The following is a 25441-nucleotide window of genomic DNA, read 5'->3' on the forward strand; positions in this document are numbered from 1 at the left end:
AGGGCAATTCGTGGATGCCTTGGCACATACAGGCGATGAAGGACGTGGCACGCTGCGATAAGCGTCGGTGAGCTGTGAGCAAGCTTTGACCCGACGATTTCCGAATGGGGAAACCCACCTATCCCGATTAATTCTACCTGCGCGGTAACGCACAGGTCGAGTTAATTAGGTTAGGTATCACTTAGCTGAATACATAGGCTTCGTGAAGCGAACCCGGCGAACTGAAACATCTCAGTAGCTGGAGGAAAAGACATCAACCGAGATTCCGTTAGTAGTGGCGAGCGAACGCGGACCAGGCCAGTGCCTGAATTTCAACTAGCAGAACGATCTGGAAAGTTCGGCCATAGCGGGTGACAGCCCCGTATGCGAAAGTGAGAATTCAGGACTCGAGTAGGGCGGAACACGTGAAATTCTGTCTGAACATGGGGGGACCACCCTCCAAGCCTAAATACTCGTATGTGACCGATAGCGAACTAGTACCGTGAGGGAAAGGTGAAAAGCACCCCGATGAGGGGAGTGAAACAGTACCTGAAACGGATTGCCTACAAGCAGTTGGAGGGCTTTTATGGCCTGACAGCGTACCTCTTGCATAATGGGTCTGTGACTTAATGTATCAAGCAAGCTTAAGCCGATAGGTGTAGGCGCAGCGAAAGCGAGTCTGAATAGGGCGCCAGAGTTTGATGTATTAGACCCGAAACCCGGCGATCTAGGCATGACCAGGATGAAGGTGCAGTAACATGCACTGGAGGTCCGAACCGATTAACGTTGAAAAGTTACCGGATGAGTTGTGTTTAGGGGTGAAAGGCCAATCAAGCCGGGAAATAGCTGGTTCTCCGCGAAAACTATTGAGGTAGTGCCTCGCACGAACACCTTAGGGGGTAGAGCACTGGATGGGCTAGGGGGTCGCGAGATCTACCAAACCTAACCAAACTCCGAATACCTAAGAGTGATATGCGGGAGACAGACGGCGGGTGCTAAGGTCCGTCGTCAAAAGGGAAACAGCCCTGACCTACAGCTAAGGCCCCCAAATCGTATCTAAGTGGGAAAGCATGTGGGACTTCCAAAACAACCAGGAGGTTGGCTTAGAAGCAGCCATCCTTTAAAGAAAGCGTAACAGCTCACTGGTCTAAACAAGAGGTCCTGCGGCGAAGATGTAACGGGGCTCAAGATACGTGCCGAAGCTTAGGGTGTGCCACTTATGTGGTACGCGGTAGCGGAGCGTTCCGTAAGCCTGTGAAGCGATCTGGTAATGGGTCGTGGAGGTATCGGAAGTGCGAATGCAGACATGAGTAGCGATAAAGAGGGTGAGATGCCCTCTCGCCGAAAGACCAAGGGTTCCTGCGCAAGGCTAATCCGCGCAGGGTGAGCCGGCCCCTAAGACGAGCCCGAAGGGGGTAGTCGATGGGAACCACGTTAATATTCGTGGGCCTGGTGGTGTGTGACGGATCATGTGTGTTGTCATCCCTTATCGGATTGGGATGGCTTCGAAATGGTTCCAGGAAATAGCCCCACCGTATAGACCGTACCCGAAACCGACACAGGTGGTCAGGTAGAGTATACCAAGGCGCTTGAGAGAAGTGTCCTGAAGGAACTCGGCAAATTGCCTCCGTACCTTCGGAAGAAGGAGGCCCTCACTATGCGCAAGCACTTTGAGGGGGCACAGGCCAGGGGGTAGCGACTGTTTAGCAAAAACACAGGGCTCTGCTAAGTCGGCTTCAAGACGACGTATAGGGCCTGACGCCTGCCCGGTGCCTGAAGGTTAAGTGGAGGGGTGCAAGCTCTGAAATGAAGCCCAGGTAAACGGCGGCCGTAACTATAACGGTCCTAAGGTAGCGAAATTCCTTGTCGGGTAAGTTCCGACCTGCACGAATGGCGTAACGACTTCCCCACTGTCTCCAGGACATGCTCAGCGAAATTGAATTCTCCGTGAAGATGCGGAGTACCCGCGGTTAGACGGAAAGACCCCGTGCACCTTTACTGCAGCTTCAGAGTGGCATTAGGAAGAAACTGTGTAGCATAGGTGGGAGGCTTTGAAGCATCGGCGCCAGCTGGTGTGGAGCCATAGGTGAAATACCACCCTGTTTGTTTCTGATGTCTAACCTCGTTCCGTAAGCCGGAACAGGGACCCTCTGTGGCGGGTAGTTTGACTGGGGCGGTCGCCTCCTAAAGAGTAACGGAGGCGCGCAATGGTGGGCTCAGGACGGTCGGAAACCGTCTGTTAGAGTGCAATGGCATAAGCCCGCCTGACTGCGAGACTGACAAGTCGAGCAGAGACGAAAGTCGGTCATAGTGATCCGGTGGTCCCTCGTGGAAGGGCCATCGCTCAACGGATAAAAGGTACGCCGGGGATAACAGGCTGATAACCCCCAAGAGCTCATATCGACGGGGTTGTTTGGCACCTCGATGTCGGCTCATCACATCCTGGGGCTGGAGCAGGTCCCAAGGGTTTGGCTGTTCGCCAATTAAAGTGGTACGTGAGCTGGGTTCAGAACGTCGCGAGACAGTTTGGTCCCTATCTGCCGTGGGCGTCGAAATTTGAGAGGAGTTGACCCTAGTACGAGAGGACCGGGTTGAACATACCTCTGGTGTACCAGTCGTTCCGCCAGGAGCGCAGCTGGGTAGCTATGTATGGACGGGATAACCGCTGAAAGCATCTAAGCGGGAAGCCTCCCTCGAGATAAGATTTCATAGAGCCGTCGGAGACCACGACGTTGATAGATCGGATGTAGAAGTGCGGTAACGCATGGAGCTAACCGATACTAATTGCTCTATTCGCGCTTGAGAGTCTCACACCATCAATGACAACACTGGGTTCGCCCAGTTAGCCATTCGATAGTGCGGATGATTAAGACGACGCCAGATTGCCAATCCCCTCGCCGTCGAGGGATTGGTCACAAATATCACTAACCTTGCACGGTATCGATTTTAAACCCTCAGGCTTCGCAGCAATGCGAAACCCTGAGGGACCCAGATATGACGCACACGCATGTCGCACCGGCTCCATTGCCTGGTGGCTATAGCGTCGGTGTCCCACCCGATCCCATTCCGAACTCGGCCGTGAAACCCGACTGCGCCAATGGTACTATCGCTCAAGCGATGGAAGAGTAGGTCGTCGCCAGGCATTGAAGCCCGTGCGACATGCAAAAACGCACCATATCAAAAACCCATTCACAATGACTTCTACCCAACGTTCCTAAACAGGAACCGTCGCGGGGTGGAGCAGCCCGGTAGCTCGTCAGGCTCATAACCTGAAGGTCACAGGTTCAAATCCTGTCCCCGCAACCATCTTGATTTGCAACACCTCCTCGGTCACTCCCGCGGAGGCTTTTTGCGTTTCCGCTCCGGCACATAGCGACAGCATCGACGCAAGCTCGCCGTGCAGGTCGATGGCGAGATTGCCGTCTTCCGGCGTCAGCACCACCGCCTCGATAAGCGCGCGTAACCGTTCGAACGCCTGCGCCTTCAGCGCGTCGTCCTCAAACGCTGCGGTGAGCTGTTCGACCTTCTCACGGTACACCCGGCTCAGGTCCGGGGTAAGCCGCCCGGGCTCCGGGGAAACCGTCTCTGTGGTCTCGTGTTCGGCAAGTTCCAGTTCGGCGAGCAGGACCTTGCGCCGCTCGGTCCAGATCTTCATCTCGCCCACGAACACCGTCGCATCCACGCCTTTGAGGATAGCCGCCTTGGCGCGCGAGAGCTGGTGATCGAGATTGACCAGTTCGGCTTCCCGCTCGGGGCGGGCGCTGACCGTTTCCGCCGTCAGGCGCCGGGTCTCTGCCTCATATTCGCTGAGGAACGCTGCAACGACGTCGTCACGCAGCATCTCGCTCGACAGACCCGCCAGCACGCGCGCGTCGAGTTCGTCCTGGCGGATCGTCAGCCGGTTGTCGCACCAGGTGGGGCCCTTCTTGGCGGCGCCCTGGCAGCCGAACCGGGTCTTGCCCGATTTGGCATAGCTCGCGCCGCAGCTGCCGCAGGTCATCTTGCCGGTCAGCAGATACCGCGGGCGCTGCTGCGCGAAGAAGGGCAGGCCAGCCATCTCGGTACGCGGTTTCGGCCCGCGCGACAGCGTAGCTTGGCGGAATTTGACTTTGTCCCACAACTCGATGGGCACGATGCCGAGCGCCGGGGACGCGACGTCATCGGATCGCTTGTCCTCCGGATTGACGAAGGCATGGCGTTTTCCCGTTTCCGGGTTCTTGCGATACGTCTGCTTGCCGTATGGCCGTCGGCCGACATACAGCGGGTTGTTGAGGATGCCGGTGCCGCGTGCGGCATTGCCGGTCAGCGTGTTCGGCGTCCAGGCCGCGGCCTTGCCGAGCGGATGTCTGTTGGCTTTGCCGCTACGCGGTGATGGTACGCCGTCGGCATTGAGGCGCCGCGTGATGGCGATGGGCGACAGGCCGGCCGCATAGTCCTCGAAGATCCGGACCACCACCGCGGCCTGGGTGGGCACGATCTGCTGCAGGCCGCGAATGCGTTCGCCATTGCCGTCGTGCTCTATGCGCTTCTCATACCCGTACGCCGAGCCACCGGGATTCTTCCCCATCGCGTGACGACGGACCAGTGCATCGCGCGTCTTGTCGCTGGTGGCGCCCAGCTGCTCGGCGTTGATCGTACCGATCATGCCGATGTGCAGCGGCGTCACTACGCCTTCCTTGCGCGTCGCCAGGAGGATGCCGCGAAACCGGAGACGGTCGAACAATGTCGCGATGTCGGCCTGACTGCGCGACAGCCGGTCCATCGCGTCGGCGTAGACGATGTCGACGCCGCCTGCGGCAACGGCCGCCAGCAGCGCCTTCATGCCGGGGCGATGCATCGTAGCCGCCGACTCGGCTGCGTCTGTGAAGCAGAGCACCTCCTGCCAGCCTTCGCGCATGACCTCGCGCTGGCACATCATCAGCTGCGTCTCGATCGACTGCACGTCCTGTTTGTCCGTCGAGTACCGCGCGTATATCGCACACCGCTTCATCTTTCCTCCATTCGTGCTTCCTGCATTCGCAACGAAGGTCGTCATGATGGTCGCCTCGTTTTCGGGGCGACCTGATTCTTCTGGGATCTCTGCTGCCGCGCCAGGTCGCGCGCCAGCAGACGCCCGAGGTCCAGCGCGAGATCGTGGAGCGGGGAGGGCGGCTGCGACGGCATCCAAGCCACTTGGGAAGCGCGGCATCAGCGTGACTCCGACCTTCCCACATGGTTGCCAGCGGCATCGCGAAGCTGGCATTGGCCTTCTGCCGCTGCTCATATTAGTCTAGTAAATGCAGACCGTCTGCAATTCGGCAAAACTGGTGGATAGCGGCCCGTCTGCTTTCGGGACGGTACCTTCGATAAACTGCCGTTCGTTCACATGATCAGGGAGAGAGCGAGTCGGCTAATTTCTAGTAGGTTGCGGAGCGGGCGCTTCGAGTTGCGATGTCAGATGAGTAGAGGCTCATCTATGCTGCGGAGCAGTGAATTCATACTCCTGTCGCTGGTGGTGGGCGGACTGGTCGGCGGCGGGCCACCAAAGTGGAACCCCATTCACGCTACGTATTAGGATCGAACGCCTACAGTCTCTAATTCTGGAATAAGGCTCGTCAGCAAGGCTGACAGGTGAACGGTGCGTTCAGATATCCTTGAATACCTGTCTGAAGCGGTCCGTACCGGATCCGCAAGATTCTCTCCGACAATAGATGCGCTTCGACATGATCTGCGAGGCGCATGACATCGAGCACTAGGCCGAACCCCTCGTGGACCACCAACGCTCAGGTGGAGCGGATGAACCGCACCAGTAAGGGGGTGACCGCCAAATGCTGCGTTACGAGACCCACCAGCAGTTGAGGGTGCACTTCAAGGTTTCATGGCAACATATTCTGCCCGTTGACCAAGACGTCCAGTGGCCTCACGTCTTACCAATACATCTCCAAAAAACTAGACGTCAGAGACGGGTAGGTTCAGCGTCGATCCGATTCACACGATGCCGGTACTATACACCTACCTTCAGATTGGGATTTTCACACGAAGTCCGTTCAGTGTTTCGCGGAAGGGTATCTGGCAAGACAATCGGGAGGTTGCTGTGCGGCCATCTAGCTCTTCCAGAAGAGCTTCTTCATCATCAGTTACCTGGGGCAATTGCCCTATCTGTGCCGGATCGACGATGATGTGACAGGTGCCACACGACAAACTGCCGCCGCAGAGCGCAAGCAGTTCGTCAACGCCGCCCTCGCGAATAATTTCCATTACGGATAGTCCGGCGGTGGCTGCCAACGTTCGGGTCTGTCCTTCACGCGTCGTTACAATCAGATCGGCCATGTCTTATTCCAAGGGTAAGCGTACTGCACCGCGAGCCGGGAACCAGCGGGATAGATACGGTTGTCAAAAAAACGTTCGTGGCAAGCGTTCGTGGCCCAATCGAGGGAGTTCAGCGACCGCGCGCTTATCGGACGATGCGCAAACGGTCGCTGGATCGAACCCTAGGACACACGAAACGGGGCGTGCCTCGGTGGTGATCAATAGTGGAACCTGAACTCCACGCCGACCCGGCGGGGCGTCAGGACACCGCGGGAATAATAGCGTTCGACCACGTCGCTGCGGACCTGGTTGTAGGACGATATGTCGTTGCTGATCGCCGTCACCGCGTATTTGTCGAAGATGTTGTCGGCGAACAGTCCCACTTCGAATGGCTTGGTGACGTAGGTCAGCGAGGCGCTGTGCGTCACATAGCCTGGGATTGCCTCGCCATTGCCGCGCAGGCCTACGCGCGAATAGATCTCGCCGCGGTAGATCGTTGCCCAGTTCGCCTCGATTTTCCTGCCGTCGCCGAGCGGATAGCTGTAGAGGAGTTGCGCGCTGCCCGAGTTCTTAGCTGACCCCGGAAGCCGGTCGCCGGAAAGCGCGTCGTCGCGAACGCCTTGGCTGGCCACCAGCCCGACGACACCCTGAGTCAGATGCGCATCGACGTAGGAATAGGTGCCCGTCAGCGCGAGGTTAGGCGTGATCTTGACCGTGCCCTGGAAATCGAACCCCTGCGACACCGCCTCGGCGCCGTTGACGGTGATTCCGATTGCGCCGTTAAGCGTCTGGCTGGGCACCTGCACGCCCGACCATTTGACGTGATAGCCGTCGAGGGTCAGCAACAGTCGCTTGTCGAACAGGCTGGCGCGGACGCCCAGTTCTGCGTTGCGCGTGCGATCGGGACCGTAGCCCACCTCGTTGGGTAGCGCGCACAGCACCTGCCCACCCGCGGCGGCCCTCGCCAGATCCTCGGGTGTGCAGGCAATGACCTGGTTGACGCCGCCGACGCGGTAGCCCGTCGAATAGGTGGCATAGGCGAGCAAATTGTCGCTGAACTTGTACGAGGTGTTGGCCTTCCAGACGATGCCGTCCTTGCCGGTCGAGCCGGGCTTGAACCGGTTCGCGTTGATCGTCGTGGACGGGAACGCGCCGATGCCCACGCCGATCAGCGGTAGCGCCGACCCGCCGACGATCGTGGCGTCGTACTTGAAGTAGCGGATGCCCCCCGTCACCTGCCACGCGTCGGTCAGGTGAAGCGACGCCTCGCCATAGACCGCCTTTTCGACGTTCTTGCTGTTGAGCTTCGAGACATATTCCAGGTCGTCGGGCCGCCCGGCGCCGGCAAAGTCCGAGAAGCCCGGTGTAAATTCGTGCCGGTCGCTCGCATATTTCAGACGGTTGTAGAAGCCGCCGATCACCCAGCTCAGCGGTCCGCCATGCGTGGAGACGAGGCGCACCTCCTGGTTGAGCTGCTTATACTTCCGTTCGTTGTTGGCATAGGACGAGAATGCGGGGAACGCCTCGTAGCCGTAGTCGAGATCGAGCAGCAGATCGGTGTTGTCGTCGACACTGCTGATGTGCTGCTTGGTGTAGGCGGTGGTGCTGACGAGCTGGGCGATGCTGCCCAGGTTGATGTTGAACTCGGCGGAGAACAGGTCGGCACTGCGATCGACTGGCTCGAGGTACCGGAACGGTGCCTCATAGTTGCCGGTCCCCAACACGCCGGCGCCATTCGCTTGGCGCCCGCCGGTCTTGGTCGTCTGGTGCGCGTAGGTCAGGTACGCCTTGATGTTGGGGTTGTACTCGAGCAGCAGCTGGTTGCGCGTGGTGAAGGTGTGCTCGTAGTTCACATCCTCCTTGCGCTTGAAATTCGCGGCGTAATCGGCTGTGGTGCCGAGCGAGCCGGTCGAGGTGGCCGTCGCGCGGCCCGGCTGCGGGTTCGATACGCCCGGCTGCTGCAGCAGGTAGTTGTAATCCATGAAGCCAGCATTGTCGTAATAGCCGGTCGACGTGCGGAATGCGATGTGGTCCCGGACGATCGGCAGGTTGACCGCGACGTCGCCGACTCCGCCGAACTCGTCCGAATGTGACTGCGCATAGCCGCGGCCATGGACGTCGATCGAGAAGCGGTCGGTTTCCGGGCGATTCGGAATGTAGCGTACGGCGCCGGCCAGGGTGCCGAGGCCATAGAGCGTACCCTGCGGCCCTTGCAGGACCTCAACTCGGTTGACGTCGATCAGCTTGAAATCGAGATAGAGCGGGACTTCGCCGAGATAGACGCCGACCGAATTGCCGCTGTTAGCGCCGAGCACGCTGGTATCGCCGGACGCGATACCGCGCAGGATGATGCCGCCGGTCGACGCCGGTCCGGTATCCGCGACGGTGACGCCGGGGACGAAGGAGGCAAGCGAACGAACATCGTCGAGCCGCAGCGATTGGATCGCCTCCGCGGACACCGCACTGATGTTGATTGGCGCGTCCTGCAGCGTGGTTCGACGGCGGCTGCCGGTTACGATGATCTCATTTGAGCCGGAGTCGACGGTTGCTTCCGAGGCAGGCGTTGCAGGGGCGTTTTGCTGTTCCTGTGCCATCGCGGGTGCTGCGGTCACGCTAACCAGCGCCGTCGCGCACAATAAACCGGTGCGCGAGAATCGTCCTGCCATTGAAGCCCCCTTGGTACGTAAAACGCTATCGCCTCTCCATGTTCTTCCTGTCGGCGTCGGCGCCTCGCTCGGGGCCAATCGCTTATGAGCAGAGTGTGGATATTATCGGCGGACCAACATGGGGCGTTTGACGTAAGCCGGTCGCGCATCGGGACCGGCGAGCTGCAACGACCTACGTCAAACGGCGCATGCCCGGCGGAGACGCGGCGCGATATCTGGTTGCCATGGTTCGTCACGCCACCTCGCGCGCGATACGCATGGCGCTCAGCCTGGTTTGCGCGCTGACCATGATCGCGCCGGCGCACGCGGAGCGGCAGACGCGGGCTCGACTGGTATCCTGCGGCGAGAACAGCTGCCTGCGGCTGTCAGGATATCGGGCGCTAGCGACCATGGTCGTCAGGATCGGGGAGCATGACCTTTCGGTCGAGGGCGACCGTGCATGGCAGGCGACGGTGCCGCTGGATATCGCGCGCGCGTGGCCGATCGCCCGCAATTATGCGCTGCGCGTGGCCTTCGTCGATCCCGACGCGGGGACGCAGAGGGTTGAAACGGCCATGCTGCCGCCGGGTTCGCTTGGCGCTCGCACCCAAATCGCCTCGCTCATCGTGAGCGCGCGCTGACGCCGGCAAGCCGGTCCTTCGTCGCGCGCTTGTGATCGCACCCGGTCGGCCCTACATTATTGTCACCTGATCGCCGGAGAGCGATGGGCCCGCGAACGCAGGAGATGATGATGAAGATTGGCCTGGCGGCATGTGCCGCACTCGTGATGGCGACGCCTGCCATTGCCGCACCCGGCGGAAATCCCTTCTCGGCCGACAGCGCCGTCCTGAACCTCAGCGGGATCGACCTCGCGAGCGTCGACGGACAACAGCGTCTCGCGATCCGGATGGACAACGTTGCGAACACGGTCTGTGGCGAGGGACTGAGCTCGATCCATCTGGCGCTCGGCGCACAGGCGCGTGGCTGCCGCGCGGACGTGATTGCCGATATGCGGAGCCGCATCGCAACGGCAACTGCGTCGCGGGATGTCTCGCGTGGGACGCAGTTGGCGTCGCGCTGACCGATTAAACGGCGCGCGCCGGGGTATCTGTGCCCCGGTTGTCGCTCCGTTAAATAGCGTATGGCTGCCACGAGCCCGGCGCTTACGGTTCGGGCATGAAGCAAGCTATCCTCGTGCGTGGCACCCGCAACTCAGTCCTGCGGGTGATCGCGCCTGTCGTCATTGCGGCGCTGTCGGTTGGGGCGACGTCGAACAGCGTAGGACCGCGTTTCGCACGCTGGATCGATGGTACGACTTCGACCGAGCCCGAGACTCAGATGCAGCGGATCGATGACGATAGTTTCGTCATTCGCCAGTCGGTGAAAACCAATTTCGAGGCACCTTTCCTCTATCTGCTGTTCGGCACCGATCGCGCGCTGCTGATCGACAGCGGCGCGGGTGGGCTGAAGATCCGCCCGACGGTCGACCGTGTGATCGCCGAATGGCGGAGGCGTCACCGCAATCGCCCGATCCGACTGGTCGTCGCGCATTCGCATGGGCATGGCGATCATCATGGCGGCGACGACGAGTTTCGCGATCGGCCGGATACCCAACTGGTCGGGCTCCAGCCCCAGCAGGTTGCTGCCTTTTTCGGCATCCGCGATTGGCCGAACACGACCGGCCGTTTCGACCTCGGGCATCGCGTGCTCGATATCGTGCCGACCCCGGGACACGAGCCTGCGCACATCATGATCTATGACGCGCGTACCCGGCTGATCTTCTCGGGCGACATGCTGTATCGCGGCAGGCTCTATGTGCCACGCGATCGGTTCGATGTGTTTCGTGCGAGCGCGGTTCGGCTGGCGGGCTTTGCCAAGACCCATCTGGTCCGTGCGCTGCTGGGCGCGCATATCGAGATGACGACCACGCCCGGGCAGGATTACCCGATGGAGGCGGCCGCGCATCCGTCCGAGCACGGGCTCGCGCTGCCACCGTCGGCGATCGAGGAATTGGAGAAGGTTACCGCCGAGGCGAAGTCACCGTCAGAGATTGATCGCCACCCCGATTTCATCGTCTATCCGGTCGCACCCAAGCCCGCCTGAATACGGGACCCGCATCGTAACACGCGGCCGGGCGCGGGCTCAGTTCCCGATCGTTTCGGGTTTGCGCCACCACGACATCGTGTGCGCGTCGTGAGCCGTCGTCCACACGCCAGCGCGCGTACAGCGGAGCGCGCCGCTACCGGCAGGTGCGCCCATCCGCGCGGTGATCGCGAGCGACGTGGGATCGATCACCACGAACGTCTGCCCCGCGGTGGTGCGCAGCCACACCTTGCCCCCGCCGGTGTCGATGTCGCCGTATTTCAGCGTCTCGTCCACCTTGACGCGGCCCGTCACCGCAGCGGTCACCGGATCGATCCGGGCGACGGTGCCGTCCCCCTGTTCCTGGACCCATATCGACCCTTCGCCTGCCGCCAGGAAGCCGGGCTCGCGCCCCAACGGTGTCGTTGCGACGACGCTATTGGTGGCGGGGTCGATCTTCTGCAGGCTTTGCTGCGTGCCGCTGACCGCCCAGAGCGATCCCATGCCGAAGGTCAGGTAATAGCTGTCGGGGTTGGTCGGGATCGATGCGATAACGGCGTTGGTGGCGGGATCGACGCGCGCGATCACACCCTTGGCGTCGCTCGCCACCCAGATCGAGCCCGCGCCGGCGACGACGTTGAGTTCGCCTTTTGGATTGGCGATCCCGGTTGCGATGACGGCGGTGATCTTCGCGGTCTTCAGGTCGATACGGGACAGCGTGAAGTCCTTGCAGTCGGCGACCCAGAGCGACTTGAACGCAATCGTCATCGCGCCGCACGGATGGGCCATCGGCACTTCGGCGCGCTTGCCCTTACGCGACCAGCGCTCGACGCGGCCGCTGTTGGTGGCCCATACCGTCTTGCCGTCGACCGCGAGAAAGTCCGCGAAGCCGGGCACGGCGATGACCTGCTCGCGCGGTTCGGCGGCTGATGCGGGCGTGAATGCCGTGCCGATGCCGAACATCGCGGCGGCCCATGTCGTTGCCACTGTCTTTTTCAATCCGTGTCGCCCCTTATTCGTTCGATAATGCCGATCACGCTGCCGCTTCTGTGTCGGGCTAAGGCTGCCGCGTCTTGATCCTGTCGATCAGCGGGCGTGCCGGAAACAGGAACTGTTCCGGGATCGTCAGCCGTCGGCGCTCGTCCTGGCCCACCAGTTCGGCTTCGCCGCTGCGGTACGTGCCGAAGATGCGATCGAGCAGGATCAGCGAATTGCCGTAATTGCAGCGCGTGTCCTCGTAGGTCACCGAATGGTGAAGGCTGTGATTCTGGATCGTGGTGAACGCGAACGCGTACCAGCGTGGTGGGTCGAACCGCGTGTTGGCGTGCGCGAAGGTCGAGACCACCGCGAGGATGTTGAACGTACAGAAGATCGCGGCCTGCGGAAGATCGAGCAACGCGATCACGCTGAGGCTGATCAGGAACAGCTCGATCGGATTGCCGACCGCGCCCTTCATCGCGTTGAGCTGCGTCAGATGATGATGCGGCGCATGCGTCGACCAGAAGAACGACTGGTTGTGCATCAGGCGGTGCAGCCAATATTGGCCGAACTCGATCAGCACGACGACCAGTGCGACCTGCACCACGAACGGCAGGTGCATCGCCCACGGCGTCGCGATGCCGAACGCGCGTTTGGCAGCCATCATCGGCTCGTCCGCGAAGGTCTTCGTCGCCCAGGCGATCACCGTGTAGCTGAGCACGACGTAGAAGACGTCCGTGAAGAACTCGCGCCTCGTCAGGCGCCAGCTCGAATGCCGCTCGTTGACCCATTCGAGCGCCTGGATCAGTGCGGTCGTCGTCAGCGTCGCGACCACGATCGACCAGGGGTTGGCGATCCAGTCCGCTGGGCCGAACGCCCAGAACAGCAGGACGGCCGCGACCATCACCGGCTGCACGTAACTCAGAAGCAGTTTCTGCATCGCCACTTCCTGCATAGGATCGCACCTGATTGGGTCGGCGGTGAATGCGACCGCCGTGCGTCGCGACGATAGGATGGGACGGCTTGCGTCGCAGGTGTGCGAATGACGTACGCCGGCGGCTAGTCGACGGTGATCCCGTGGCGCTCCAGGAAGTCGCGTGCAGGCGCCAGCGCATCGGCGTGCAGGCGCCAGCGATCGATCGAGTCCCGGTACAGCGGCCGCCGGACCTGCGCGGCGCTAGGCGTCGAGACGGGCGCGGCGTTGGTATGGAAATCGAGGCAGGCATCCGACCAGTCCAGCCTGCAATGGTCTAGCAGGCGGGCTGTTTCCTGCCGCTGGTTGTCGACGAGCGTCTCGTACTGGAGTTCGAGCACGCGGCCGGGCAGCACCTCGCGCCACAGCGTCATCATGCGGTCGAAGCGTTGGTAATAGGCGGCAATGTCGAGCAGGTCGTAGCTATAGTCGTAATAGCGCGATCCGACCGCGAACAGGTTGCGGAAGTTGGCGATGATCGTGTCCATCGGGTTGCGGCGGAGGCAGACGATCGTCGCGTTGGGCAGGGCGCGGGCGATAATGCCGACATACAGGAAATTGCCCGGGAATTTGTCGATGATACGCGGTTTCGTACCGGAGGCGTGGGATGCGGCGCGAGCGAGATAGTCTCGACCGATCGCGCCGAGGTCTGCGCTGGCGGCAGCGCGGATCGTCTCGGGATCGAGCACGGTCCGGCTGCGCGTTCCCGCCGCGGCTTTTACCGCGAGCGGCATCGCCTGGAGTTCGCCGGCGCTCTCGACGTCGGGGTGCGACGACAGGATGCGGTCGACCAGCGTCGTGCCCGTGCGCGGCATGCCGACGATGAAGATCGGCGATGCGGGTGATGGGTTCGCGACCCGAGCCTTCGCGATCGTCGGCCAGCACGCCTCGACCGCATCGAAATTGATGGCATCGTCGGCGAAGCGATACGGCAGGGTTGTGCGGTGCTCGACATTGGCCTCGGCGAGGATGGCGAACGCGGCGCGGGGATTCGCGAGGTCGTCGATCTCCTTTGCGAGCGCATAGCCGAGCAGCAGGCGATCCCGCGGTGCCCGCGTAGCCTCGCGTACGGTCGAGAGCCGGTCGACATGATTGCGATCCGGTGTCTGGCGGCGCAACCCGGCCAGAAGATGGTGCGCGCGGGCGTCCTCCGGGGCCAAGGCGAGCAGGCCTTCCAACGCGAGTTCCGCTTCGTCCTGCCGCCCGAGGAAGCTCAGCGCGGCGGCCTGGTTGTAGCGGAACGCGGTGTTCCCTGGCGCGCGCCGCACGGCTTCGGCGAAGTGGGGAAGCGACGCGGCATGATCGCCCAGCCGGGCATAGACGCAGCCCATCGTGTCGCGCCCGAGCGCGTCGGTCGGCGGTGACAGCTCGGCGGCGGCGAGCGCCGATGCGGCGTCCGCATCCCGCCGGACGAGCGTGTAGAGGCGGGCGAGTTGCGCCTGATATTCGCCGCACCCGTCAAGCGTGACGGCCGTTTCGATCAGGTCTATCGCGATGCGCACCTTGCCGAGCGCGGCCGTGCCGATCCCGGCGAGAAAATGCGCCTCGGCTGCGTCCGGCGCTTCCGTGCGCCAGCGGGTCGCGGCGGCAAGCGCGCCCTCGTTGTCGCCACGGGCGAGCGCCGCTCGGATAGCGAAGGCGCGGGTGGCCGTGTCTGCGGTTCGATCCATGCGCCCTCGGCCTAGCGCGTCAGCGTGGTGACGGCGATCGCGGTCGCCGACGCCCGGTTCTCTACGCCCATCTTCTCGAAAATCTGTTCGAGATGCTTGTTCACGGTGCGCGGACTGATCTCCAGTATCTCGCTGACCTCGCGGTTCTGCTTGCCGCGGCTAATCCAGAGCAGGACTTCGGCCTCGCGCGAGGTGAGCCCGTGCTGGGCGGCGAGCATCGCCTGCTCCTCGCCTTCGTGGCGTTCGGTCAGGCGGAACACCCATTGGTCCGCGGCGGTGTTGCGCAGCAGGCCGGCTTCCAGCGTGCGATCGCCGGCTGCCACGGTGACGCGCGCTCCCGGCATTGGGGGGCTAGCCTGCAACGCGCGCAGCGCCGCCAGGAAAGGCATGGGCAGCCCACAGGATGCGCAGGACCAGCCGGGGAACAGCCGTTCGAGCATCGCGCTCGCAGCCGGGGTCAGCCATTGCGGCTCGCCCGCGCCGTCGACCGCCAAGGCTGGCCGGCCGCTCATGTCGAGTGCGAGCTGGCTGCCATGCGCGACGCGTGCGGTGGCCAGGTGCACGCGGATGCGGGCCAGCAGCTCCTCGATCACGATCGGCTTGCTGACGAAGTCGATGCCGCCGGCGTTGAGCCCGCGGACGACATGCTCGGTTTCGGTCAGCCCGGTCATGAAGATGATCGGCAGATGCTGGAACGCCGGAATGGCCTTGATCCGCAGGGTCGTCTCGAACCCGTCCAGATTGGGCATCACCGCGTCCATCAGGATCAGGTCGGGCGTGATGTTCTTCAACAGCGCGAGCGCGGCGAGACCGTCGATCGCGATCAGGACGGTCATCCCGGCGCTCTCGATCGTCGTGGTCAGGAACCGCAACGCCTCGGGCGTGTCGTCGACGATCAGGATGACTGGCCGTGCCGCCTCTGCGGGTTCAACGCGCATCGTCGAGCGTCTTCTGGAACGAGGCGAGATCGAGGTCGATCAACTGGCGCCTGAGCACGGCAACAAAGGGGGCGGCGGTCGGTATCGTCTGCTCGAACATATCGAGCGCGTTTTCCAACCCGCGGAGGTGACCGATCCTCGCGAGGTCCCGTAGGCGATCGAGGAAGGGCCAGGCCGCTGCGGGCAGGGGGGACAATGCTGCACGGGTCTCGGGTATGTCGGGTGCCGCTGCCTCGTCCCAGCGCAAATCGAGCTGCGTGCCGATCAGCGAGATCAGCGCGTCGAGTTCGACCGGCTTCGTCACGAACGCATCGTGGTTGCTGCGGTCTTCCCCACCGTTGTTGAGTTCATGCACGTCGGCGGACACCATCACGATCCGCAGCGAAGCGCCGTGGCTCGCGCGTAACCGGGCAGCAACGTCCCACCCGCTCATCCCGGGCATCTGGATGTCGAGCAAGACGATATCGGCGGGCGTACGCTCGGCCAGCAGGAGCCCGTCCGTTCCATTCGCTGCGGTGTGCACCACGAAACCCAGCGCGGTGAGCAGCGACTGGAGGATGGCACGCTGCGCAGGATCGTCGTCGATCACCAAGACGGTCCTCGGCGGTCCCGCATAGCCGGTGATCCTCGCCCCCTGCATGGGCGCGCGCGATGCGACCATCGGGGCGGGCAGCATGATGCGGAAGCGGAAACTGCTCCCGACGCCCGGCGTGCTCTCCACCGCGATGTCGCCGCCGAGCACGCTGGCCAGCACGCGTGTGATGGCGAGGCCCAGGCCGATGCCCGGCTGACTTTGCGCCTCCGCCGAGTTGCCGCGCTCGAACGGTTCGAACACGCGGTCCAGGTCACCCGCGGCAATCCCGATGCCGGTATCGCGAACCTCGATATCGGCGACCTGGCTGCGGTAGCGGACCTTGACGGCGACGCTGCCCGATTGGGTGTATTTGATCGCGTTGGAGACGAGGTTGATGAGGATCTGACGCAGGCGCTTCTCGTCCGCCTTCACTTGCATCGGTAGCCGATCGTCGACGTCGAGTGTCAGCGTCAGGCCCTTGGCGGTGGCCTGCATCCGGAACATGTCGACGATGTGGTCGAACAGCCCACGGATATCGATGAGGTCCGATCGGATGGTCAGGACACCGCTCTCGATCCGCGATATTTCGAGCAGGCCCTCGACCAAATTAGTGACGTGTTCGGCGGAGCGGCGGATGATCGTCCCGACTTCCGCACCCGACAGCGTGTCGTCGCGTTCCAGCAGCTGCGCATAGCCGTAGATGACGTTGAGGGGCGAACGGATCTCATGGCTGACCGCGACGAGGTAGCGGGTCTTCGCCTCGTTGGCGGCCTCGGCCGAGACCTTGGCGCGCTCAAGCTCGGCCAGGGTCGCCGCATGGGATGCGTTCGCCGCGGTCATGACCCGCCTGGACGCGGCAGCGTGGCGATATAGGCGCGCCAGCCACCGAGCGCGGTGATGTCCTCGGCGCCGAAGATCGCGCGCGGCTCGGCGACGAAGCCCTTGACGGTCGATCCGTCGGCGAGCGTCACCGAGCCGATCGCAAGGGGCGCGGGGACCTCCACGACGAAGCTGCCGAAAGCGGCGACGTCGAGTTCGTACACTTCCACTGCGATCGCGGCGCCGTCGTCTTCGCCGACATGGATCAGCGCAGGCTTGGGCGGTGTGGAATTGGCCATCGCGTACAGTCGATAGGTTGGCGCGGTGGTGGTGGCACTGACCAGCCGCGCCTCGCGGGATGTCAGCTGCCAGTGGAGCGGCATGCCTTCGAGATGCGCGCCGACGACAGCGAGTTTCACGGTTTCCATACTATCCTCGATGTTCAGGGGCGGGGGTGGGGGAAGCGCGGCGGCGGCGAGATAGGCCTCGCCGGCGTTGAGCAGGCCCTGGTCGGTCCAGGCGGGCGCGATCAGCGTGATGCCGAAACCGGTGCCGTTGTCCCGCCAGCCGGCGGGCAGCGCGAGCGCCGCCATGTCGAGCAGGTTGACGAAATTGGTGTAGAGACCGAGGTTGCTGTTGAGCGCGATCGGTGCCGCGCGCATCTCGGCGATCCGGTAGATCGTCGGCGTCGTCGGCAGCGCGAGCAGGTCGATATCCTGCCACATCGTGTCCGCGATCCGCTGAAGCGCGGCGAGCCGATACTGGCCCTCGAACACGTCCACGCCGCTGACGGAACGCCCGGCCTCCATGATCGCGCGCACGGTCGGGTCGATCGCCTCGGGGTGCGTATCGAGCAGCGGCAAGGCGGCAGCCGTGCGTTCCGCCACCCAGGGGCCGCCGTAGAGCAGCATCGCCGCCTCGCGCAGGGGCGCCATGTTCACCTCCACCAGTTCTGCGCCGTCCGCGGCCAACGTCGCCAGTGCCTGTTCGTACAGGCGGGCGGCGGCTGCATCGCTGAGGAAGATGCGTTGATCCGGTGCTGGTATGCCAATCCGGCGCGTGGCGACGGGGCGGTCCTCGCGCGGGCGTGAATAGGCGTCGGTGCGGTCGAAGCCGGCGACCACCGTGTCGATCGCGCGCGCGTCCGCGATGGTGTGAGCCAGCACGGTGATGCAGTCGAGCGTGCGACACGCCGGCACCAGCCCGGCGGTGCTCCAGCGGCCCTTGGTCGGTTTCATGCCGATCAGGCCGTTGAACGCGGCGGGGACGCGACCCGATCCGGCGGTGTCGGTGCCGAGCGCGAACGCTACCAGTCCGGCCGCGACCGCCACTGCCGAGCCGGAACTCGATCCGCCACTGACATAGGCACGGTTGAATACGCATGCGGGTGCGCCGTAGGGGCTGCGGGTGCCGTTGAGGCCCGTCGCGAACTGGTCGAGGTTGGTCTTGCCCATCGGGATCGCGCCGGCCGTGATTAGGCGTTCGACCACCTCGGCAGAGATGGTCGGGGTGTAAGCAAAGTCTGGGCACGCGGCGGTGGTTGGTACGCCCGCCAAGTCGATATTGTCCTTGGTCGCGAACGGCACCCCGGCAAGCGGCAGTACCTCTCCTGCGGCGATCCGTGCGTCGACGCGGCGTGCGTACGCCAGGACATCGGCATCGGCGATACGGGTGATCCATACCGCGGACTGGATCGCCGCATAGGCGTCGATACGTGCCAACGCGGCTCGGGCGACGCTGACCGCATCGGTACGCCCAGACGTAACCGCGGCGGCGATGTCACCGACCTGGAAGGCGACGTCCATCACGCCACCTCCACCGCGAGCATCGCGCCGCCGGGCGAGAGCGGTTGTCGCTCCTGAACGTAGATGCGGCGTATCGTACCCGTGACGGGGCTGATCACGGGGGATTCCATCTTCATCGCCTCGATGATGCCGATCGTGTCGCCTTCCGTTACTTCCGCCCCTACGGCGACCATCAACTTCCACAAGCTACCGCCGAACGGTGCCTCGACCAGTTCGCAGCCTTCGGGCACGTCGATCTCGGCAGTCGTTGCACCTGCGTCCGCTTCCTCGGTCAGGGCAGCGACGCGGTCGAACTCGCCGTTGCGTTCCCAGTCCGCACGTTCCTCATCGAACGCCGCCTGGCGCTGCGTCTGGAATGCGGTGATCGACGAGGCGTTGTCGGCGAGGAAGGCGCGGTATTCCGAGAGGCGGAACACTTCCTCCTCGATCCGGATGGCGCGCCGGCCGAGCGGGAAGTCGCGGCGCCACTCGGTCAATTCGTCGTGGCTGACCGGAAAGAAGCGGATGCGGTCGAAGAAGCGCAGCAGCCACGGCTTGCCGTCGCGGAACGCGTCGGTCTGGCGCCAGGCGTTCCACACCTGGATGGTGCGGCCGAACAACTGGTATCCGCCGGGGCCTTCCATGCCGTAGATGCACATGTACGCGCCGCCGATGCCGACCACGTTGGGCGGCGTCCAGGTGCGCGCGGGGTTGTATTTGGTGGTGACGAGGCGGTGGCGCGGGTCGATCGGCGTGGCCACCGGTGCGCCGAGATAGACGTCGCCGAGGCCCATCACGAGATACTCGGCATCGAACACGATCCGCTGCACGTCGTCGATGCGGTCGAGCCCGTTCACGCGGCGTATGAACTCGATATTGTCCGGGCACCACGGCGCGTCGTCGCGCACCGATTCCATGTATTTGTCGATCGTCTGGTAGATCGCCGGGTCTTTCCACGACAGCGGCAGATAGATCACGCGGGACGGGATTTCGAAATCGTCGAGGCCACCAAGCCGCTCTTCGGCCGCGGCGAGCGCATCGAGCAGCGACGCCTGCGAAAGCCGTCGGCTGTCGTAATGGATCTGCAGCGAGCGGATGCCCGGGGTCACGTCGATGATGCCGGCAAGCGCGGCCTTCTCGACTTCGAGCATCAGCGCGTGGACGCGGAGCCGGAGTTCGAGATCAAGCATGATCGGGCCGTATTCGACCAGCAGGTTGCGATCGCCCTGCTGACGATAGGTGACGGCTGGGCGTACGCCTTGCGCCTCGATCGCGCGCAGGATCGGCGAGCCGAGCGCGTTGTCGGACTCCGCTGGTTCAGCCGTCGGAGCCGATAGCGTAGCGACGAGTTGGTCCTGCGCCTGCTCGGCCGCTATCGCCGTCGCGTTGTCGATCGGTACGAAGCGCACACTGTCGCCCGGCGCGAGTTGGCCGACCTTCCACAGATCCGCCTGAGCCACGACGAACGGGCAGACGAAGCCGCCGAGCGAAGGACCGTCGGGACCGAGGATGATCGGCATGTCGCCGGTGAAGTCGACCGCGCCGATCGCATAGGCATTGTCATGGATGTTCGACGGGTGGAGCCCAGCCTCGCCGCCGTCCTTGCGTGCCCAGTGCGGCTTGGGCCCGAGCAGGCGGACGCCGGTGCGGTTGGAATTGTAGTGCACCTTCCAAGCCGTGCTGCGCAGCATAACGATGTCGTCGGGGGTGAAGAAGTCGGGAGCGCCGTGCGGGCCGTAGAGGACGGCGAGCGTCCATTCGCGGGTGATCGTCGGTCGGTCGGCGAGCGCGAACGTTGCGGCGGGCGCACTGGGCGGATCGGTTCGGGCCAGATGCAGCGTGTCGCCGGTCATCACCGCCCGCCCGGCATGGCCGCCGAACTCGCCAAGCGTGAAGGCGCTGCGGCTGCCGAGGAACAGCGGCACGTCGAGCCCGCCGGCGATCGCGATATAGCCGCGTATGCCGCCACCCGCGACGCGCCCGATCTTGAGGATCTGGCCGGCCGCAATGTCGATCGGCTCGTAGGAGGACACTGGCGTGCCATCGACGGCCGCACCGAAATCGGCGCCGGTCAGGCAGATCCGGGTGGCGACGTTGAAGAGCAATGTCGGCCCGGCAGCGGTGATCTCGAGCCCTGCCGTGTCTTCCGCGTTGCCGAGCAGCCGGTTGCCAAGGCGAAACGCGAGTGCGTCCATCGGCCCAGAGGGCGGTACGCCCACATCCCACAGGCCTAGCCGGCCGGGGTAATCCTGGACCGTGGTGGACGCGCCGCCCGCCAGCACGCGGATCGACCGCGGCGTGTAGGCGATGTCCGCAAGCGCGCGGGTCGAGACCTCTCCGCTGGTGAACACCGGCGAGCGCACGACGGTACGCAGCCAGTCGAGATTGGTCTCGATCCCGGCGATTGACGTGGCGTCGAGCGCCTCCTGCATTGCTTGCACCGCGGCGTCGCGGGTGAGTGCGGTGACGATCAGCTTGGCGAGCATCGGATCGTACCAGCTCGATACCTCGGTGCCGGCGGCGATCCAGCTGTCGACACGCGGGCCTTCCGGAAACGAGACGCCGACCAGCCGGCCCGAACTCGGTCGGTAATCCTGCGCAGGATCCTCGGCATAGAGGCGGACCTGGATCGACGCGCCGACTGGCTTCGCCTCGAAACCGTCGAGGAAGGCAAAGTCGCCAGCCGCGCCGCGCACCATCCATTCGACCAGATCGACACCGGTGACCTGTTCGGTGACGCCGTGTTCGACCTGAAGCCGGGTGTTGACCTCGAGGAAGAAGAAGTCGTCGCGTTCGGCGTCGTAGAGGAACTCGACCGTTCCCGCGGATCGGTAATCGGCGGCGGAAGTAAGCCGGACGGCGGCGTCGATCAGCGCCTGACGCGTGGCGGCGGGGAGCAGGGGGGCGGGAGTTTCCTCGACGACCTTCTGGTTGCGCCGCTGGAGCGAGCAATCGCGTTCGCCCAGCGAGACGACATGGCCCGCGCCGTCGCCGAACACCTGCACCTCGATATGGCGTGCGCGGGCGACGTAGCGTTCGAGGAACACGCCGCCGTCTCCGAAATTGCCTGCGCCGAGGCGGGCTACGGTGGCGAAGCCCTCGCGGATATCGGCTTCGTCGGCACAGACCTTCATGCCGATGCCGCCGCCGCCCGCGGTCGCCTTGAGGATCACTGGATAACCGATCTGCGCTGCCGCCTCGACCGCTGCAGTTTCGTCGCGGAGCAGGTCGGTGCCGGGCGCGAGCGGCACGCCCTGCGCGGCGGCGAGATCGCGTGCGGTATGCTTCAGGCCGAAGGCGCGAATGTTGTCGGGGGTCGGACCGATGAACGCGATGCCGCGCGCGGCGCATGCCTCGGCGAACGCGGTGTTCTCGGACAGGAAGCCATAACCGGGGTGGATCGCCTCGGCGCCGGTCGCCTCGGCCGCGGCGAGGATCGCTTCTACATTGAGGTAGCTCTCTGCCGCTGGCGGTGGACCGATCCGGACCGCCTCGTCGGCCTGAGCAACGTGCGCGGACCCGGCATCGGCGTCGCTGAATACTGCGACCGAGCTTACCCCCATCGTCTTCAGCGTGCGGATGATGCGGCAGGCGATCGCGCCGCGATTGGCGATCAGGACCTTTTTGAACATCACGCCGAAACCTGCATACGCACAGGCGTCGGGTTGAAGCCGTTGCAGGGATTGTTGACCTGGGGGCAGTTGGACACGACCACGATGACGTCCATGTCGGCACGCAGGTCGACGGTCAGCCCGGGCGCGGAGATGCCGTCGACGATGCCGAGCGTGCCGTCCGCCTCGACCGGCACGTTCATGAAAAAGTTGATGTTCGACACCATGTCGCGCTTGCCGCGCCCGGCGCGGATATTGGCGTCTAGGAAATTGTCGACGCAGCTATGCTGGGCCTTGGTATGGTGGCCGTAGCGCAGCGTGTTGGACTCGCACGAGCAGGCGCCGCCGATCGTGTCGTGATAGGCGACGCTGGTCCCGGTGATGGTCATCATCGCGCGACCTTCGTTCGACAACAGCACCGCGCCCTCGCGCAGGAACAGGTTGCGCTGCGCCGCGATCGTGTCCTGCGCGCTGTACCGCTCGGAATCGTCGGCGGCGGCATACATCAGGAAATCAACTGCCTGATTGCCTTCGAGATCGATGATGCGCAGCGTTTCACCAGCGGCGACGCGGTGCATCCACGGTGCGCGGGCGGGGACGGTCTCGTCGTGGCGGATGGTACCGGGGAGGGGGGCAATGGTCATGTCGGTCCTTCAGCGCGCGTACAGATCTTCGGTGTTGAGGAAGGCGCGGAGCCCTTCCGGCGTCGCGGTGCGGATCGGGTCGTCCTCGGCCGCCGGTTCGCCACGCCACGCCGTCGCGCGCAGCGGCGTCACCGTGAAATCGGTGCGGGTGTCGAGCACGTGAGGGCAGTTCGCGAGCACGACGATCAGGTCCATTTCCGCGCGCAGGACGAGCGTCCGGCCCGGCGCGAACGGACCGATCTCGGGCAGGGTGGTGCCGTCCTCGGCGATCCGGACGCCCTTGAACCAGTTGATGCAGGGGTGGACGTCCTTGCGATCGAGCCCGTGCCTCGCGACACCCAGCATGAAGCGGTCGCGAGCGTTCGGATGCACGCCGTAATTCTTGCCGTCGCCGTAAGCACGCGCGTTGGATGCCTCGTTCGAAGCGCCGCAAAACGCGTCGTGCGTGCCGGCGTCATCCTCGAGGATGGTCATCATCACGCGGCCCATGTCCGACAGCAACAGCCGACCCGCACCGAGATAGCCGTTCCACTGCACCTTGAGCGTGTCGGCGACGTTCAGCCGTTCGGTCGGCGTTTCGGCGTTGAAGACCAGCATCGAGGCGCAGGCGTCGCCGGCGACGTCGATCAGCCGCAGTCGTGTGCCGCGGGCGATCCGGCGCGACGTATAGCCTGCAGGCGCGATCGTCTCTTCCCAGACGGTTTCGCCGGGGGCGTCGGCGGCAACGGCGGGGAGGGTGGGCATGGCCTCCACCCGGGTCCCCGTCATCGCGCGGGCGTGATCGCGGGCGCCGTACGGATCGGCGGTGGTGGTCGTCATGCGAAGGGTCTCCGTAAAAGATCGGGCTGTGGAAGATCGCCGCCACCGATTGCGTCGACCAGCGCCTGCGGTGGCAGCGTCTTGCGATCGAGCGGCAGGTCGTAGGTGGTGGTGGCGCCGAAGCGGTGCGGCGCGTGCGGATCGTGGCGGCGCTTGTCGAAGGCGAGCACGCGCGTACCAAGCTTGAACGCCTCGCCGATGTCGTGCGTCACCATCACGATGGTCAGCCCGCGCTCCTGCCAGAGCCGGGTAATGAGCGCGTGCATGTCGAGCCGGATGCCGGGGTCGAGCGCGCCGAACGGCTCGTCGAGCAGCAGGATGCGGGGATGCTTCACCAGCGCCTGCGCAATCGCGAGCCGCTGCTGCATGCCGCCCGACATCTGCGCGGGATAGACATCGAGGCTGTGTTCGAGACCGACCGCGGCGAGCATCTCGACCGCGGTGTCGCGGGCCGCACGCCGTTGCGCCCCGAACAGCCGCGCGGCGAAGGGAGCCTGCGCGCATTCGAGCCCGAACATCACGTTGCGCAGCGCGGTGAGGTGCGGGAACACCGAATAGCGCTGGAACACGACGCCGCGATCGGGACCGCATTCCGCGCGCATCGGCTTGCCATCGAGCAGCACTGCGCCGCGGGTCGGCGCTTCCTGGCCGAGGATCAGGCGGAGGAACGTGCTCTTGCCGGCACCCGACGGGCCGACCACCGCGACGAAGCTGCGCTCGGCGATCTCGAGCGAGACGCGTTCGAGCACGATCTTGTCGCCATATTCGACCCAGATGTTGCGGAGTTCCAGAAGCGGAGTCACCGGCCGCCCCCATGTGCCCAGGGGAAGCCGCGGCGGCTGATGAACAGCAGCAGCGCGTCGGCAGCGATCGCGAGCAGCGAGATCCAGGCGACGTAGGGCAGGATGATGTCCATCGCGAAATAGCGCCGGACCAGGAAGATGCGGTAGCCGAGCCCGACATCTGAGGCGACCGCCTCGGACGCGATCAGGAACACCCAAGCCGGGCCCATCGACAGCCGCAGCGCCTCGATCAGGCGCGGCATCAACTGCGGCAGGGCAACGCGGATCGCCAATTGCCAGCTACTGGCGCCGAGCGTCTGCGCCTTGACGGTCTGCTCGACCGGGAGGTTGGCGACGAAGCTGGTCAGGTCGCGTGTCATGAACGGTGCGATGCCGATCGCGATCAGCGCGATCTTCGAAGCTTCGTCGAGCCCGAGCACGATGAATAGGATCGGCAGCACCGCGACCGGCGGGATGACCGCGATTACGGCCACGGTCGGGCCGAGTATCGCACGCGCGAGCGGCATGACGCCGAGCAGCAGGCCGAGGACCAGCGCGCTCGCAGTCGCAATGGCTAGGCCGATGGCGAGGCGATAGAGACTCGCCAGCGTATCGGCGACGAGGATGACGCGATCGGTCGAGGGATCGCGATCGGTGGTGAACCCGCGAATGGCCTGCGCCATCGCCTCGAAGGTCGGCAGCACTTTGTCGGCGGGATTGTCGAGGTGGCGCGCCTCGGAGGCGAGCAGGTAGACGAACAGCAGCGCCACGATCGGCAGCGCGCCCAGCACAAGCTGCGTCCCGCGGCCGAGGCGGATATCGACAAGCCGCGTCAACGGCGATGCCTTGCGTCGG

The 25441-nt window shown here is 64.1% G+C and carries 17 protein-coding genes, 1 tRNA gene and 2 rRNA genes (1 of these 20 running past the window's edge); 6 read left to right on the forward strand and 14 right to left on the reverse strand.

Annotated elements, in window-relative coordinates; genetic code table 11:
* The 3 genes from AC1ME3_RS09285 to AC1ME3_RS09295 form a co-directional block, all read left to right on the forward strand.
* Positions 1-2783: ribosomal RNA gene (locus tag AC1ME3_RS09285) — 23S ribosomal RNA — on the forward strand; it begins 13 nt to the left of the window's first position.
* A 223-nt stretch (positions 2784-3006) separates the two neighbouring features.
* Positions 3007-3121, forward strand: a 5S ribosomal RNA gene (rrf, locus tag AC1ME3_RS09290).
* An 87-nt stretch (positions 3122-3208) separates the two neighbouring features.
* Positions 3209-3285 (forward strand) — tRNA-Met (locus AC1ME3_RS09295).
* Here the strand turns inward: AC1ME3_RS09295 and AC1ME3_RS09300 are convergent.
* The 3 genes from AC1ME3_RS09300 to AC1ME3_RS09310 form a co-directional block, all read right to left on the reverse strand.
* Entirely contained in the window at positions 3242-5242 is a 2001-nt protein-coding gene (locus AC1ME3_RS09300; RefSeq protein ID WP_480955801.1) for a recombinase family protein, read from the reverse strand. The two genes, AC1ME3_RS09295 and AC1ME3_RS09300, sit on opposite strands and share 44 nt — an antisense overlap.
* A gap of 734 nt (positions 5243-5976) precedes the next feature.
* Entirely contained in the window at positions 5977-6288 is a 312-nt protein-coding gene (locus tag AC1ME3_RS09305; protein ID WP_480955730.1) for a 2Fe-2S iron-sulfur cluster-binding protein, read from the reverse strand.
* Positions 6289-6485: 197 nt separating this feature from the next.
* Positions 6486-8933, reverse strand: coding sequence for a TonB-dependent receptor (locus tag AC1ME3_RS09310; protein WP_480955731.1), 2448 nt, complete (start codon positions 8931-8933; stop codon positions 6486-6488).
* A 257-nt stretch (positions 8934-9190) separates the two neighbouring features.
* On the opposite strand from AC1ME3_RS09310, the gene AC1ME3_RS09315 reads away from it, so the two are divergent.
* From AC1ME3_RS09315 to AC1ME3_RS09325, 3 genes are all read left to right on the forward strand, one after another.
* Positions 9191-9553, forward strand: a complete 363-nt coding sequence (locus AC1ME3_RS09315) for a hypothetical protein (protein WP_480955732.1) — start codon at positions 9191-9193, stop codon at positions 9551-9553.
* 104 nt (positions 9554-9657) lie between these two features.
* Positions 9658-9993 carry a UrcA family protein gene (locus AC1ME3_RS09320; RefSeq protein ID WP_480955733.1) on the forward strand — a complete coding sequence of 112 codons (336 nt, stop codon included), beginning with the start codon at positions 9658-9660 and terminating at the stop codon, positions 9991-9993.
* Between the two features lie 95 nt (positions 9994-10088).
* Entirely contained in the window at positions 10089-11015 is a 927-nt protein-coding gene (locus AC1ME3_RS09325) for an MBL fold metallo-hydrolase (protein WP_480955734.1), read from the forward strand.
* A gap of 39 nt (positions 11016-11054) precedes the next feature.
* Here the strand turns inward: AC1ME3_RS09325 and AC1ME3_RS09330 are convergent, their stop codons facing one another.
* The 11 genes from AC1ME3_RS09330 to AC1ME3_RS09380 all read right to left on the reverse strand — a co-directional run bounded on the left by AC1ME3_RS09330 (position 11055) and on the right by AC1ME3_RS09380 (position 25422).
* The gene (locus AC1ME3_RS09330; RefSeq protein ID WP_480955802.1) at positions 11055-11957 is read right to left on the reverse strand and encodes a Vgb family protein; all 903 of its coding nucleotides are present in this window, start codon (positions 11955-11957) and stop codon (positions 11055-11057) included.
* A gap of 94 nt (positions 11958-12051) precedes the next feature.
* On the reverse strand, positions 12052-12912 hold the full coding sequence (locus AC1ME3_RS09335) for a sterol desaturase family protein (protein ID WP_480955735.1): 861 nt from the start codon (positions 12910-12912) through the stop codon (positions 12052-12054).
* 119 nt (positions 12913-13031) lie between these two features.
* Positions 13032-14615, reverse strand: a complete 1584-nt coding sequence (locus tag AC1ME3_RS09340; protein WP_480952939.1) for a sulfotransferase family protein — start codon at positions 14613-14615, stop codon at positions 13032-13034.
* 11 nt (positions 14616-14626) lie between these two features.
* Entirely contained in the window at positions 14627-15553 is a 927-nt protein-coding gene (locus AC1ME3_RS09345) for a response regulator (RefSeq protein ID WP_480952940.1), read from the reverse strand.
* Positions 15543-16967: a hybrid sensor histidine kinase/response regulator gene (locus AC1ME3_RS09350; protein WP_480952941.1), complete on the reverse strand. Its 1425-nt coding sequence runs from the start codon at positions 16965-16967 to the stop codon at positions 15543-15545. The genes AC1ME3_RS09345 and AC1ME3_RS09350 overlap by 11 nt, the downstream gene beginning before the upstream one ends.
* Complete coding sequence (gene atzF / locus AC1ME3_RS09355; protein ID WP_480955803.1) at positions 16964-18751, reverse strand: allophanate hydrolase; 1788 nt, start codon at positions 18749-18751, stop codon at positions 16964-16966. Before atzF ends, AC1ME3_RS09350 begins: the two co-directional genes overlap by 4 nt.
* The gene (gene uca, locus AC1ME3_RS09360) at positions 18751-22362 is read right to left on the reverse strand and encodes an urea carboxylase (protein WP_480952942.1); all 3612 of its coding nucleotides are present in this window, start codon (positions 22360-22362) and stop codon (positions 18751-18753) included. The genes atzF and uca overlap by 1 nt, the downstream gene beginning before the upstream one ends.
* Positions 22362-22985 carry an urea amidolyase associated protein UAAP2 gene (locus AC1ME3_RS09365; RefSeq protein WP_480952943.1) on the reverse strand — a complete coding sequence of 208 codons (624 nt, stop codon included), beginning with the start codon at positions 22983-22985 and terminating at the stop codon, positions 22362-22364. Before AC1ME3_RS09365 ends, uca begins: the two co-directional genes overlap by 1 nt.
* A 9-nt stretch (positions 22986-22994) precedes the next feature.
* Entirely contained in the window at positions 22995-23804 is an 810-nt protein-coding gene (locus AC1ME3_RS09370; protein WP_480952944.1) for an urea amidolyase associated protein UAAP1, read from the reverse strand.
* A complete protein-coding gene (locus tag AC1ME3_RS09375) occupies positions 23801-24607 on the reverse strand; it encodes an ABC transporter ATP-binding protein (protein ID WP_480952945.1) in 807 nt (268 codons plus the stop codon). The genes AC1ME3_RS09370 and AC1ME3_RS09375 overlap by 4 nt, the downstream gene beginning before the upstream one ends.
* Positions 24604-25422, reverse strand: coding sequence for an ABC transporter permease (locus tag AC1ME3_RS09380; RefSeq protein ID WP_480952946.1), 819 nt, complete (start codon positions 25420-25422; stop codon positions 24604-24606). Before AC1ME3_RS09380 ends, AC1ME3_RS09375 begins: the two co-directional genes overlap by 4 nt.
* Between the last annotated feature and the right edge of the window lie 19 nt (positions 25423-25441).

The sequence above is a fragment of the Sphingomonas sp. BL2 genome (assembly GCF_056680015.1).